This is a genomic window from Propioniciclava sp. (genome assembly GCF_029977985.1).
Lineage (GTDB): Bacteria > Actinomycetota > Actinomycetes > Propionibacteriales > Propionibacteriaceae > Propioniciclava.
This window is the reverse complement of record NZ_JARKOT010000160.1, coordinates 1-12,843: the sequence shown is the minus strand read 5'-3', so window position 1 is coordinate 12,843 and position 12,843 is coordinate 1. Positions and strand designations below refer to the sequence as shown.

Genomic DNA, 12,843 nt, shown 5'->3' with positions numbered 1-12,843 from the left:
GATCATCGCGTGGCGCGACGAGCACCAGCGGTTCTCGCGCATCGAGGAGTTGCAGGAGGTCGACGGCATCGGACCGAAGACGTTCGAGCGGATCGCACCGCACGTCCGTGTCTGAGCCGGCGGACCTGCGTCCCCTGGCGCTGGCCGGGGCGGGGGTCGGCGCGATGTGGGCGGCGACGTCCGCCGATCCGCGGGTCTGGGCGGTCGCCGCGGCATCTGCGGTGGGCTGCGCCGGGTGGGCGTGGTGGCGTCGCTCAGCGTTCTGGCTGGCGGTGGCGGTCGTCATCGTCGGGCTGGGTGCGGGTGGGGCGTGGCGATCGGGGGCGCTCGCGACGGGTCCGGTGGTGGACCTCGCTGCCGATCGTGCCGCTGTGGTCGCCCAGGTGCGCTTGGCGGGGTCCTCTCGGCTGCGGGCGGCGTCGGGGGTGCGTCCCGCGTTGTGGACCGGCGGTGGCCGCCTCCTCGCGGTCGAGGGCCGCGGATCCGCGTGGAGCACGGGCGTCCCGGTCGACGTGGTGGTCTCCGGCGAGGACGCCGCCGCATGGGGTGCACTCGCGCCCGGCACGGTCGTCGAGACGCGGGCGCGGCTCGAGCTCGCCGACCCTGGCGAGGCGGCGGTCGTCGTCGTGCGGGCGCGCGAGCCGCCGATCGTCCGCGCCCCGCCTTCTGGGCCGGACGCCGCCGTGGCAGCCGTCCGGGCGGGCCTGCGGGCGGCGTCCGCCCCGCTCGGCCCGGACGCCCGTGCCCTCGTACCCGCGCTCGTGTTCGGGGACACCTCCGGGGTGGACGACGACCTGGCGGAGCAGTTCCGCCGCACCGGCCTCACGCACCTGACTGCCGTGTCGGGGGCCAACCTGACCCTGTTGCTCGTGTTCCTGCGGGTGGTGGCGGTGCGCATCGGCGTGCGGGGACGGTGGCTGACGGGAGTGCTCCTCGCCGGCGTGGCCGCGTTCGTGGCCGTGTGCCTCGGCGAGCCGAGCGTGGTGCGGGCTGCGGCGATGGGCGTGGTCGGCATGGCCGCGCTCGGGCGTGGGTCGCGCCCCGGGCGGGGTGTCCGGTACCTCGCGACGGCGGTGCTCGGTGTGGTCCTGGTGGACCCGTGGCTGTCCCGCTCGGTGGGTTTCTGGCTGTCGGCGGTGGCGACGTTCGGCCTGCTGTGGTGGGGTCGCCCGTGGACGGACGCCCTCGCGCGGTGGCTGCCGCGGCCGGTGGGCGAGGCTGTGGCTGTCGCGTTGGCCGCGCAGGTGGCGACGGAACCGGTCGTCGTGTGGTTGTCCGGGCGAGTGAGCATGGTCGGTGTGCTGGCGAACGTGGTGGCCGCCCCGCTGGTCGGCCCGGCGACGGTGCTGGGGGTGGCCGCCGCCGTGCTGTCGGTGGTGTGGCTGCCAGCGGCGGTCGCCTGCGCGTGGCTGGCCGGGTGGTGTGCTCAGGCGATCGCCCAGGTGGCACGTCTGGGCGCCGCGCTGCCCGGCGCGGCCGTGGAGTGGCCGGCGTCGCCGGTGACGATCGCCCTGTTTGCCGCTGCCTGCACGGTGGCGGTGGTGCTGTTGCCGAGGGTGTTGGTGCGGCCCTGGTTGTGCGTGCCGTTGGCGGTGGCGCTGGTGGTGTCGCTCGGGGTCGTGCCGCCGCGTCCGGGCTGGCCGCCCGGGGCGTGGGCGGTGGTCGTCTGCGACGCGGGGCAGGGCGACGCGACCCTCCTCAACGCCGGCGGTGGCGCCGCCGTGCTCATCGATGCCGGTCCCGAACCGGCAGCGTTGGCGCAGTGCCTGACCCGCTTGGGCGTGCACGCAGTGCCGCTCGTGGTGCTGACCCATCTCCACGCCGACCACGTCGGCGGCCTGCCCGGTCTAGCGGGACTGGAGGTGCGGTCGGTGTTGACCTCGGCGGTCCGGACGCCGGCGTCCGGTGACGCCCTCGTGACCGGGGTGGGGGTGCCGCGGGCGACGGCGGCGTCCGGTCAGGTGTGGACGGTGGGCGACGTGCGGCTGGCCGTTCTGTTCGCGCCCGCGGGTCCGGTGGGGCCGGACGCCGCGGGCGAGGGCGAGTCGTCGGGCGAGAACGACGCGTCGCTGCTGGTGCGGGCCGACGTGGCGGGCGTCAGCGTGCTGCTGGCGGGCGACGCGGAGGAGGGCGGGCAGGCAGCCCGGTTGCGCGAGGCCGGAGCCGCGCTCGACGTGGACGTGCTGCTGGTGCCGCACCATGGGTCGTCGCGGCAATCGCCGGAGTTCCTCACCGCCACCACGCCCCAGGTGGCGCTCGTGAGTGTCGGTGCGGGCAACGACTACGGTCACCCGACCCAGAAGACGCTCACGACCGTGGCCCGTCTCGGGGCGGCCGTCGCCCGGACCGACGAACAGGGCTCCCTCGCCGTGGCGCGCGTCGCGGGCGAGCTACGGCTGACCACCGGAGGGTGACTCCCGCGATCTTCGCGACCTGGACCGGAGCGCGTGGCTCAGCGCGGTGTCACGCTGGAACGAGCAGTTTCAGCGTGACAATCCGGAGCGAGTCCTCGTCGCGAGTCCTCCGCTTGACTGCTCCGTGAATGCTCCGTGACTGCTCCGAGCGAGTGGTCGGCGCGAGTGGTGTGGGCGCTCTGCGGCCGCGGCGACGGACCTCGGGCTCGACCAGCGGGCCGGCCCTAGCCCCAGCCGAACGCCCGCGCCAGGCGGCCGAGGCCCTCGCGGATGACCTCCGGGGGGCTGGTGACGAACGACAACCGCAGCGTGCAGCGGCGCGGGTCGTCGGCGTAGAACGCCCAGCCCGGAACGTAAGCCACGCCCTCGTCGATGGCCCGCGGCAGGAGCGCACCGGTGTCGGTGTCGTCGTCGAGGTCGACCCAGAAGAACATGCCACCCTCCGGGCGGGTCATGGACGCCCCCGGCGGCAGCACCGCCGCCAGATCGGCGGCCATGGCGTCCCGTCGCTCGCGGTAGACGGCGACGACCTTCGCGATGTGCGCGTCCAGGTTGCACCGATCGAGATAGCGCGCGATGGCGAGTTGGTCGGTCACCGGGCTGTGCAGCCCAGCCGCCTGCTTCGCCACGTCGAGTGCCCGGCGCACGTCGCCCTCCGCGCGCAGCCAGCCGATCCGCACGCCGGGCGCCATCACCTTCGACGCCGAGTTCAGCAGGATCGTCTGGGCCGCCATCCCCGGCACGGCCGCGATCGGAGCGAGCGCCGCACCCGAGTAGCGCAGTTCGCCGTACGGGTCGTCCTCCACCAGCGGTGTCCCCGTGCGCAACAGCACCTCCGCGACGGCTTCGCGCCGCGCCGCCGACATCGTGCGGCCGCTCGGGTTGCCGAAGTTCGGCACGAGGTAGACGAATGCCGGCCGGTGCTTCGCGACGGCCGCGGCGAGGGCGTCCGGAACCATGCCTTCGGCGTCGCACTCCACGCCCACCATCCGGCCGCCGGCGAGGTCGAACGCCTGCAGCGCCGCCAGGTAGGTGGGCCTCTCGACGAGCACCACGTCGCCCGGGTCGAGCAGCACTTGCCCGATGAGGAACACCGCCTCCTGACTGCCCGTCGTCACCGCGATGTCGCTGGCCATGGTGGGCAGCTGCCGCGAGAGCCGCGTGGCTGCCTGCTCGCGCAACTCCGGCTCGCCCTCGGTCACCGAATACTGCAGCGCGCGCCCGGGCATCGTCGCGAACACGTGCTCATAAGCCGCCCGCAGGTCGTCGATCTCGAACAGGTCCGGGTCGGGGATGCCGCCCGCGAACGTGATGACGCCGCCGCGCTTCAGCACGGACAAGATGTCGCGGACGGGCGAACTCGGGGCGCTCGCGAACCGGGAGGAGATCGGGAACGAGAAAGTCACGCCCGCATCCTCCCACCGTGGACGCCTCAGCCGCGGCCCGCCCAGAACAGCCGCGACCCGTCGAGGTCGGCCCACGAGCCGGTGAACTCGATGCCCGCGCACGTGGCCGTGCCGAAGTGATGCGCGATGAACGAGGCGGCCTCGCGGTCGGGGTCGTCGCCGACCAACTCGTCCACCAGCGCCGGGATGCCGGGGGAGTGCGCCACGAGCGCCGCCGTCCCGACCTCGTCGGGCAGGGTGGCCAACACCCGCAGGATGCCCATCGGCGACGCGCTGTACAACTCGTCGAGGACCCGCACGTCGGCGCCCAGACCCAAGCCGGACGCCGTCTGCGCGGCCCGGTCGGCCGAGGAGGCCAGCACGACCTCGATGCCGGCACCGGCCAGCTGCTCACCCAGGTGGCGCGCCTGGTCGCGGCCAGCCTCGGACAGCCAGCGGCCGTGGTCGCCGCGCCCGCGGCCGGTGAACTCGGCCTCGCCGTGACGGATCAGGTAGACGCGCTTCATGGGATCAGCCTAGGGGTGCGGCGGCGCCGGGCCACAATGGACGCCATGCCCGAAAGCCCCCTCCTCGCCGGACGCTATGCGCTCGGACCCGAGCTGGGCCGCGGCGGCATGGGCCAGGTGGTGCTGGCCCGCGACACCGTTCTCGACCGCGACGTGGCGATCAAGACCCTCCACCTCGACCTCGCCGGCGACCCGTCCGTCGCCGAACGCTTCCGCCGCGAGGCGCGCGGTCGCCCAGCTGACCCACCCCAACGTCGTCACGATCCACGACCTCGGCACCACCGAGAACACCGCCTACATGGTGATGGAACGGCTGCCCGGCCCCAACCTGCAGCGCCTCGTCGCCCAGCGCGGCGCCCTGCCGATCCCTGAGGTCGTCGCGTACGGCGAGCAGACCGCCCGCGGCCTGGCCGCGGCCCACGCGCGCGGCATTCTGCACCGCGACATCAAACCGTCCAACCTCATGCTCGCCGCCGACACCACGATCAAGGTCGTCGACTTCGGCATCGCCGCCTTCCTCGGCGAGGCCGGCCTCACCGCCACCACCGACTACGTGGGCACGCCCGCCTACACCGCACCCGAGCGGGCCGCCTACGCGCCCGCCACCGAGGCCAGCGACCTGTACGCCCTCGGCTGCGTGCTGTTCTTCCTCGCGGCCGAGCGGCCCCCGTTCGAGCCGCCCGACGCGCTCCACCAACATCTCACGTCCCAGCCGCCGCCCCTCGCACAGCTACGCCCCGAAGCTCCCGAGGGTCTGGTCGCCCTCGTCGCCCAGCTGCTCGCCAAGGATCCGGCCGATCGTCCCGGCTCAGCAAGCGAGGTGGCCGACCGTCTCCGCGGACTTGCCGCCCCCGAGACGACGCCGGGCCGGGCGCCTTCCGTCGACCCGCCCACCCGTCCCCGGACGCCGCGGCCGGCGCCCGCGGCGTCCGCCCCCCTCCCACCCACCGCCGACCCGACGACCGCGACCCGGATGCGCCGCCTCCCTGACGACGCCGCCGGGCCCGCCCGGGCGCGGCGTCCGGCCCCGTTCCTGGCGATCGCCGCCGTGCTGGCCGTGCTGTTCGCCGCGATCCCCGTCGCGTGGTGGGCCGCCTCCCGCCTCACTCCGGCGGGCGGCGTCACCCCCGGTCCAACTCCGGAGGCGGCCGGCGCCAGTCCGACACCCACCACCCGCCCTGCCAACGGTGGCGTGACCCAGGCGGCTCAGCCCACGTACCGGCTGACGACGGGAGGGACGTCGACGTTCCGGCTGCCGATGCTCGGGACGTACGAGGCGACGGTCACCGACGTACGCACCGAGGGCTACGACGTCCAGGTGAAGTTCGAGACGCGTGGCGAGAGCGACATGCGGCGCCCGGAGGACACGTGCCTGCTCGCCCGTTCGAGCGACGGCACCGAGTACGAGATGCAGGCCGTCGCCACGGCGCTCACCACCGACGAGGCCACGCATCGTGTCGGCACGTGGCAGTTCGTCGTGCCCGTCGGCGGCACCTATGCGCTGCGCTACGACGGCGCCGAGGACTACTCCGACGCCCCGCTTGGCAGCGGCGAGGTGCCCGCGTTGGGTCTCGCCCGCGCCGAGGCGGACCAGTTCGCGACCGTCACCGGCATCCTGCAGTTCACGGTGGAGATGATCGTCGTCGCCGCGAGCGTCCCCGACGCGGCCTGCCTCGCGGCCGACACCAGCCGTTCGGCGTCCGTGACCGCCGAGCGGATCGGGCAGACCGGGCGGACCTGGCGGGCGCGGGCCACCTTCGCCGAGGATCCGTCCGGCCAGCAGCTCACCTTGGGCTGCGGGGCGAACTGGCCGGCCCTGCCGCTGCCCTGACGGCGCGCGGCCGCGGCGTCCGGATTGTCGGGGGTGGCTGGCATGCTGGGGTCCGTGGAGATCGAGGGGCTGTTCGGCCGGGTGGTGCTCGTCGCGGGCCCGGAGGCGCTGCTGGCCGAGCGCGCGGTCGACGACCTGGCGCGGCAGGCGCTGGTGGAGCGGCCGACGGCGTCCATTCACCGTGTGTCGGCGCCCGATCTGGACGCCGGCTCGCTCGCCGAGGTCACGGGCGGCTCGCTGTTCGCCACGGACACGATCGTGGTGGTCACCGACCTGGCCGACCTGGGCCAGGACCTGTTCGATGCCGTCGTCTCGTTCGTGACCCAGCCGAGCCCCGACCTGGCGCTCGTCCTCGTCCATCCGGGCGGCAACAAGGGCAAAGGCCTCGTCGACCGGCTGAAGAAGGCCCGGGTGCAGACGGTCGACTGCCCGGCCATCAAGGCCTGGAAGCTGCCCGAGTTCGCCGTGAACGAGGCGCGGCAGGCGGGGGGGCGCCTCGACCCCCCGACCGCGACGAAGCTCGTCGAGGCGGTGGGCGACGACCCGCGGGCGGTCGCCGCCGCCGTCCGGCAACTGCTCGCCGACGCCGACGACGGCACGATCACCGAGGCGGCCGTGCGCCGCTACTTCGCCGGCCGCGCCGACGTGACGAGCTTCACGGTCGCCGAGCACGTCCTCTCGGGGCGCCGTGACGAGGCTCTCGGCGCGCTGCGCTGGGCGCTCGAGACGGGTGTTCCACCTGTCCTCGTGACGAGCGCGCTGGCGTCCTCGCTGCGCAGCCAGGGCCGCTACAGCGACCTCGCCGGCGCGCGCCTGCGCGAGGGCGAGGTGGCCGCAGCCGTCGGCGTCCCGCCGTGGAAGGTGAAGGACCTCGTGCGGCACGCGCGGGATTGGACGCCGCGTGGCCTGGCCACCGCCCTGCAACTCGTCGCGCGGGCGGATGCGGCCGTGAAGGGGGCGGCGTCCGACCCCGGCTTCGCGCTCGAACAGCTGGTGATCGGTGTGACGGCCGAGCGGGGGCGGCGTCCCGATGCAGGCATGGGCCGGTGAGTTCCGCTGATTTGGGGGCCCACAGCGGCCCTGCTAAGCTGTTCAATCGCGTCCGTCGTGGGCGCACCCCCTCGAACCACATTTGAGAAGCGAAGGTCAAGCCCTGTGGCGAACATCAAGTCCCAGAAGAAGCGGATCCTCACGAACGAGAAGGCGCGCCAGCGCAACAAGGCCGTGAAGTCCGCTCTCAAGACGCACATTCGCAAGTTCCGCGAGGCTGCGGCCGCCGAGGACGTCGAGAAGGCGCAGGAGGCCGCGCGCGTCGCGTGCCGGGCGCTCGACAAGGCCGCCAGCAAGGGCGTCATCCACAAGAACCAGGCGGCCAACAAGAAGTCGGCCATTGCCTCGGCCGCGGCCGCGCTCTGATTCTTCTTCGACGTCGTCCCGATCCGTATCGGTCGGGGCGGCGTTGTGTTGTCCTGAGAGCCCACCGAGCAAGCAGTGACCAGGGGGTGAACCGATGAGCCCGCAGCCAGGGCACACGAGGTCGGCGATCCTGCGCAACTTCTGCATCATCGCGCACATCGATCACGGCAAGTCCACGCTGGCCGACCGCATGCTGCAGCTCACCGGCGTGGTCGACGAGCGGTCGATGCGCGCCCAGTATCTCGACCGCATGGACATCGAGCGCGAGCGCGGCATCACGATCAAGAGTCAGGCCGTCCGGATGCCGTGGGCGGTGGGCGGGGTCGACTACGTGCTCAACATGATCGACACGCCGGGCCACGTCGACTTCACCTACGAGGTGTCGCGGTCGCTCGCGGCGTGCGAGGGCGCGATCCTGCTCGTCGACGCGGCCCAGGGCATCGAGGCCCAGACGCTGGCGAACCTGTACCTCGCGATGGGTGCCGACCTCCACATCATCCCGGTCCTCAACAAGATCGACCTGCCGAGCGCGCAGCCCGACAAGTACGCCGAGGAGCTGGCGAACCTCGTCGGCTGCGATCCCGACGAGGTGTTCCGCGTGTCGGGGAAGACGGGGGAGGGCGTCCGGGAGCTGTTGGACGCCATCGTCGCGACCGTTCCGCCGCCCGTCGGCGACCCGGACGCCCCCGCGCGCGCGTTGATCTTCGACTCGGTCTACGACACCTATCGCGGCGTCGTCACCTACGTGCGCGTCGTGGACGGCGCGCTGAGCCACCGCGACCGCATTCTCATGATGAGCACCAAGGCGACCCACGAGGTGCTCGAGGTCGGCGTCATCAGCCCCGAACCGACGCCGGCGTCCGGGTTGGGCGTCGGCGAGGTGGGCTACCTCATCACGGGCGTGAAGGACGTGCGGCAGTCGCGCGTGGGGGATACGGTGACGCTGGTCGGGAAGCCGGCGCAGGGCGCGCTGGGCGGCTACAAGCACCCCAACCCGATGGTCTACGCCGGCCTGTACCCGATCGACGGCGCCGACTTCCCCGAGCTGCGGGAGGCTCTCGACAAGCTGCAGCTCAACGACGCCGCGCTCACCTACGAGCCCGAGACGTCCGGGGCGCTCGGCTTCGGGTTCCGCGTCGGCTTCCTCGGCCTGCTGCACATGGAGATCGTGCGCGAGCGGCTGGAGCGCGAGTTCAACCTCGACCTGATCTCGACGGCGCCGAACGTGGTGTACCGGGTGGTGATGGAGGACGGCTCCGAGCACACGGTGACCAACCCGAGCGAATACCCCGACGGGAAGATCGCCGAAGTGTGGGAGCCGGTCGTCAACGCGACCATCCTGTCGCCGTCGGACTACATCGGCACGATCATGGAGCTCTGCCAGCAGCGGCGCGGCGTCCAGACCGGCATGGACTACCTGAGCTCCGACCGCGTCGAGATCCGCTACACCCTGCCGCTCGCCGAGATCGTGTTCGACTTCTTCGACCAGCTGAAGAGCCGCACGAAGGGCTACGCGAGCCTCGACTACGAGCCGGCCGGCGAGCAGGCCGCGAAGCTCGTCAAGGTCGACATCCTGCTCCATGGCGACCCCGTGGACGCCTTCAGCGCGATCGTGCACACCGACGCGGCCTACGCCTACGGCGTCGCGATGGCGAAGAAACTCAAGGAGCTGATCCCGCGCCAGCAGTTCGAGGTGCCCGTCCAGGCGGCGATCGGCGCGCGGGTCATCGCGCGCGAGACCATCCGGGCCATGCGCAAGGACGTGCTCGCCAAGTGCTACGGCGGCGACATCACGCGCAAGCGCAAACTGCTCGAGAAGCAGAAGGAAGGCAAGAAGCGCATGAAGATGGTCGGCCGCGTCGAGGTTCCCCAGGAGGCCTTCGTCGCCGCGCTGTCCACCGGCGAGGCGCGCGAGAAGAAGTGACCGTGCTCACGCGTCCGTTCCCGCGCACCCCGGACGGGGCCCCCGACGCCTGGTGGCCGGCCGTCCGGTTCAGTGCTGCCTACGAGGAGCGCCTCGCTGCGCTGTGGGATGCGGTGGTGGCTACCGGTTTCGAGCCGGGCCTGGCTCTGGCGGGCAGCGAGGGCGGCGAGGTGCTGTTCGTCCGCGACCCGGCCGACGCGGAGGCCTGGCTGTGCCTGATCGCCGTCGAGGACCCGACCGTGCAGGACGAGATCGACGCCGCCCGATGCGGGGGCGCCGAGGGGCTCCTCAGCTGGGTCCGGGCGCGTCTGGCCGACGGCTGAGCCACCACGCGGCCAGCACGCCGCCGACAGCGCCGCCCAAGTGGCCCTGCCACGAGATGCCGGACGCCGTCGGCAGGACTCCCCAGAGCACGCCACCGTAGACGAGGAACATCACCACGCCGACGAGCAGGTGACGCACGTTGCCGCTGAAAACGCCCCGGACCAGGACGAACGCCAGCCAGCCGAACACGACGCCGGACGCCCCGAGCGTCACCGTGCCGGGTGCCGAGAACAGCCAGACGAACGCGCCCGAGACGACGACGGAGGCCAAGGTGGCGACGAGGAACGGCCGGATGCCGGACAACAGGATGACCAGGCCGAGCACGAAGAAGGGGATCGTGTTCGCGGCGAGGTGCTGCCACCCGACGTGGAGGAGCGGGGCGGTGAAGATCTGCGGCAACTCCGCCGGGTCACGCGGCGATACCCCCCAACTGTCGAGTCGCAGACCTGGAACGGCGGCGTCCACGAGTTCGAGGAACCACAGCAGCACCACCCAGACGCCCATGAACAAGCTGGCGCCGCGCACGTCGGGGCGGGCGGGCAGGCGTCGTCGGGTCGGCGCGGGGTACGTCATGCCCCCAGTGTGCCGGTGCGATCAACGCCGGTGTACACGCCGCTTAGGATGACCCCATGAGCCTGTACGCCGTGACCTACACCTACGTGACCGACGAGGCCCGCCTGGCGGAAATCCGCCCCGAACACAGGGCGTTCCTCGGTTCGCTGGCCGACGAGGGCATCGTCCTGCTGTCGGGGCCGACCGCGGGCGACGGCCCGGGTGACGCGCTGATCCTGCTGCGCGCGGGCAGCGCCGAGGATGCGCGCTCGGCGCTCGACCGGGATCCGTTCCAGGTGAACTCCCTCGTCACGAACGTGTCGGTGGCCGAGTGGAACCCGGTGTTGGGGGCGTGGCGCACCGGGGCCCTGGCGGGCGAACTGTGACGTCGGCGTCCGCCGAGATCGGGATCATCGGCGGATCGGGGTTCTACTCGTTCTTCGACGCCGCCGGCGTCGAGCGCGTCGAGGTGGAGACGCCGTTCGGGGCGCCGTCCGGGCCGCTGACGATCGGCGAGGTGGCCGGACGCCGCGTCGCCTTCCTGCCGCGTCACGGCGAACGGCACCAGTTCGCGCCCCACACGGTCAACTACCGGGCCAACCTGTGGGCGCTGCGGAGTGTCGGCGTCGGGCAGGTGCTGGGGCCCTGCGCGGTCGGCGGACTGCAGCGCCACCTCGAGCCGGGGACGTTCGTCGTGCCCGACCAGGTGGTCGACCGCACCTACCGGGCGGGGCACACGGTGTGGGAGGCCGAAGGGCCCGTCGTGCACGTGCCCTTCGCCGACCCGTACTGTCCGCGCGGCCGGGCGGCGCTCCTGGCGTCCGAGTCGGAGGACACGCCACTCGTCGACGGCGGCACGCTCGTCGTCATCAACGGGCCTCGGTTCAGCTCGCGGGCCGAGTCCCGGTGGCATGCGGCGGCCGGCTGGTCGGTCGTGGGCATGACCGGCATGCCCGAGGCGTCCGTGGCGCGCGAACTGGCCCTGTGTTTCTCGACGGTCTGCTGTGTGACCGACCTCGACGCCGGTGTGGAGGGCGAGGAGGGTGTCACCCACGCTGAGGTGCTGGCTGTTTTCGCGGGCAACATCGAGCGGCTGAAGGCGCTGCTGCTGCGCACGATCGCAGTCATGCCGACGGGGGACTGCGCGTGCCGGCACGTTCTCGACGGCATGGACCTGCCGTTCGCTCTGCCGTGACGGCGCTGCCCGAGGCGGCGCTGCCCGAAGCGGCGCTGGGCGAGGTGGCCCGAACCCCGTTGTCGGTCTACGTCCATGTCCCGTTCTGCGCGACGCGCTGCGGGTACTGCGACTTCAACACGTACACCTCCGCGGAGCTGGGTGCTGCGCCGGGGGCGTCCCGCGCGGCCTACCTGGACGCTGTGGTGCGCGAGGTGGAGCTGGCGGCGTCCGTGTTGGGGGAGGTGCCGCCCGTGTCGACGGTGTTCTTCGGCGGGGGGACGCCGACGCTGCTCGCGGCGTCCGAGCTGGTCGGGCTGCTGGACGCCGTGCGTGCCCGGCTGCCGCTGGCCCCCGACGCCGAGGTGTCCACCGAGTCGAACCCCGAATCGGTGGACGAGGCCTACCTGGCCGAGATCCGGGCCGGGGGCTTCAACCGGATCTCGTTCGGGATGCAGTCGGCCGTGCCGGCGGTGTTGGCCCGGCTGGACCGGCGGCACACGCCGGGCCGCGTGCCGGCCGTGGTGGGGTGGGCGCGCGCGGCGGGGTTCGACTCGGTGAGCGCCGACCTGATCTACGGGACGCCGGGGGAGACGCCGGCCGACTGGGAGGCGTCGGTGCGGGCGGCGCTGGCGGCGGGTCCGGACCACGTGAGCGCCTATGCGTTGGCACTGGAGCCGGCCACGCGGATGGCGGCGCAGATCCGGCGGGGGACGCTGCCGGAGATCGATCTCGATGCACAGGCCGACTGCTACGAGCTGGCCGATGCGCTGCTCGGCGAAGCGGGGATGACCGCCTACGAGATCTCGAACTGGGCGCTGCCGGGATACGAATGCCGGCACAACCTGGGGTACTGGCGCGGAGACACGTGGTGGGGGTTCGGTCCGGGCGCGCACAGCCACGCGGGGGGCGTCCGCTGGTGGAACGTGAAGCATCCGGCCACCTACGCGGGCCGGCTGGCTGCGGGGGAGAGCCCGGCGGCGGAACGCGAGGTGCTGACCGCCGAGGAGCGCCGCGAGGAGCGGGTGCTCCTGGAGATCCGGATTTCGGACGGGCTGCCTGTCGCGGTGCTGACGGCGTCCGAACGGCGCCGGGTGCCGACGCTGGTGCGGAGGGGTCTGGTGGTGGCCGAGGGCGATCGACTGCGGCTCACCCTGCGGGGCCGGCTGTTGGCCGACGCCGTGGTCCGCGACCTGCTTGATTGAAGGGTCCCACCGTGTCGCGGAGAGTCCCCCGTGTGGCGGTTGGGGCTCACAAAGAGGGCGCGCCAGCCCGCCCAAAGTGTGCCCCAAACCC

The 12,843-nt window shown here is 72.8% G+C and carries 14 protein-coding genes; 10 read left to right on the top strand and 4 right to left on the bottom strand.

All coding sequences use genetic code 11. The features are described from left to right. The first annotated feature begins 1 nt into the window (after window position 1). Window positions 2-115: a helix-hairpin-helix domain-containing protein gene (locus tag Q1K57_RS15770; RefSeq protein ID WP_366525364.1), complete on the top strand. Its 114-nt coding sequence runs from the start codon at window positions 2-4 to the stop codon at window positions 113-115. Next, window positions 108-2,414 carry a ComEC/Rec2 family competence protein gene (locus Q1K57_RS10000; protein WP_300081810.1) on the top strand — a complete coding sequence of 769 codons (2,307 nt, stop codon included), beginning with the start codon at window positions 108-110 and terminating at the stop codon, window positions 2,412-2,414. Before Q1K57_RS15770 ends, Q1K57_RS10000 begins: the two co-directional genes overlap by 8 nt. Before the next feature lie 224 nt (window positions 2,415-2,638). Here Q1K57_RS10000 and Q1K57_RS09995 read toward each other — a convergent pair whose 3' ends face one another. The 3 genes from Q1K57_RS09995 to Q1K57_RS09985 are packed head-to-tail and all read right to left on the bottom strand — an operon-like array spanning window position 2,639 to window position 4,617. Next, window positions 2,639-3,820: a PLP-dependent aminotransferase family protein gene (locus Q1K57_RS09995; RefSeq protein WP_300081807.1), complete on the bottom strand. Its 1,182-nt coding sequence runs from the start codon at window positions 3,818-3,820 to the stop codon at window positions 2,639-2,641. Window positions 3,821-3,846: 26 nt separating this feature from the next. After that, a complete protein-coding gene (locus Q1K57_RS09990; RefSeq protein ID WP_300081805.1) occupies window positions 3,847-4,326 on the bottom strand; it encodes a histidine phosphatase family protein in 480 nt (159 codons plus the stop codon). 9 nt (window positions 4,327-4,335) lie between these two features. Beyond that, window positions 4,336-4,617, bottom strand: coding sequence for a hypothetical protein (locus Q1K57_RS09985; protein ID WP_300081822.1), 282 nt, complete (start codon window positions 4,615-4,617; stop codon window positions 4,336-4,338). Between Q1K57_RS09985 and Q1K57_RS09980 the strand changes: the two genes are divergently transcribed. From Q1K57_RS09980 to Q1K57_RS09960, 5 genes are all read left to right on the top strand, one after another. Then, on the top strand, window positions 4,565-6,157 hold the full coding sequence (locus Q1K57_RS09980) for a serine/threonine-protein kinase (RefSeq protein WP_300081816.1): 1,593 nt from the start codon (window positions 4,565-4,567) through the stop codon (window positions 6,155-6,157). The two genes, Q1K57_RS09985 and Q1K57_RS09980, sit on opposite strands and share 53 nt — an antisense overlap. A gap of 42 nt (window positions 6,158-6,199) precedes the next feature. Then, window positions 6,200-7,207, top strand: coding sequence for a DNA polymerase III subunit delta (gene holA, locus Q1K57_RS09975; protein ID WP_300081802.1), 1,008 nt, complete (start codon window positions 6,200-6,202; stop codon window positions 7,205-7,207). 105 nt (window positions 7,208-7,312) lie between these two features. Beyond that, on the top strand, window positions 7,313-7,573 hold the full coding sequence (rpsT, locus tag Q1K57_RS09970) for a 30S ribosomal protein S20 (protein ID WP_300081798.1): 261 nt from the start codon (window positions 7,313-7,315) through the stop codon (window positions 7,571-7,573). 94 nt (window positions 7,574-7,667) lie between these two features. After that, window positions 7,668-9,497, top strand: coding sequence for a translation elongation factor 4 (gene lepA / locus Q1K57_RS09965; protein WP_300081796.1), 1,830 nt, complete (start codon window positions 7,668-7,670; stop codon window positions 9,495-9,497). Between the two features lie 2 nt (window positions 9,498-9,499). Continuing rightward, window positions 9,500-9,820, top strand: coding sequence for a hypothetical protein (locus Q1K57_RS09960; RefSeq protein WP_300081793.1), 321 nt, complete (start codon window positions 9,500-9,502; stop codon window positions 9,818-9,820). Here the strand turns inward: Q1K57_RS09960 and Q1K57_RS09955 are convergent. Next, the gene (locus Q1K57_RS09955; RefSeq protein ID WP_300081813.1) at window positions 9,786-10,325 is read right to left on the bottom strand and encodes a rhomboid family intramembrane serine protease; all 540 of its coding nucleotides are present in this window, start codon (window positions 10,323-10,325) and stop codon (window positions 9,786-9,788) included. The two genes, Q1K57_RS09960 and Q1K57_RS09955, sit on opposite strands and share 35 nt — an antisense overlap. A 125-nt stretch (window positions 10,326-10,450) precedes the next feature. Here Q1K57_RS09955 and Q1K57_RS09950 point away from each other — a divergent pair, with 125 nt between their 5' ends. From Q1K57_RS09950 to hemW, 3 genes are read left to right on the top strand one after another with little or no spacing between them, the layout of a single operon-like run. Beyond that, window positions 10,451-10,759 (top strand): YciI family protein, encoded by a 309-nt coding sequence (locus tag Q1K57_RS09950; RefSeq protein WP_300081790.1) that lies wholly within the window; start codon window positions 10,451-10,453, stop codon window positions 10,757-10,759. Beyond that, entirely contained in the window at window positions 10,756-11,568 is an 813-nt protein-coding gene (locus tag Q1K57_RS09945; protein ID WP_300081787.1) for an S-methyl-5'-thioadenosine phosphorylase, read from the top strand. Before Q1K57_RS09950 ends, Q1K57_RS09945 begins: the two co-directional genes overlap by 4 nt. Further along, window positions 11,565-12,752, top strand: coding sequence for a radical SAM family heme chaperone HemW (hemW, locus tag Q1K57_RS09940; RefSeq protein WP_300081784.1), 1,188 nt, complete (start codon window positions 11,565-11,567; stop codon window positions 12,750-12,752). Before Q1K57_RS09945 ends, hemW begins: the two co-directional genes overlap by 4 nt. Window positions 12,753-12,843: the final 91 nt, after the last annotated feature.

What these genes read in the sequence shown, in the direction of transcription:
- Q1K57_RS09990 (WP_300081805.1), bottom strand. Translation starts at nt 4,326, where the DNA reads ATGAAGCGCGTCTACCTGATCCGTCACGGCGAGGCCGAGTTCACCGGC.
- holA (WP_300081802.1), top strand. Translation starts at nt 6,200, where the DNA reads ATGCTGGGGTCCGTGGAGATCGAGGGGCTGTTCGGCCGGGTGGTGCTC.
- lepA (WP_300081796.1), top strand. Translation starts at nt 7,668, where the DNA reads ATGAGCCCGCAGCCAGGGCACACGAGGTCGGCGATCCTGCGCAACTTC.
- Q1K57_RS09955 (WP_300081813.1), bottom strand. Translation starts at nt 10,325, where the DNA reads ATGGGCGTCTGGGTGGTGCTGCTGTGGTTCCTCGAACTCGTGGACGCC.
- Q1K57_RS09950 (WP_300081790.1), top strand. Translation starts at nt 10,451, where the DNA reads ATGAGCCTGTACGCCGTGACCTACACCTACGTGACCGACGAGGCCCGC.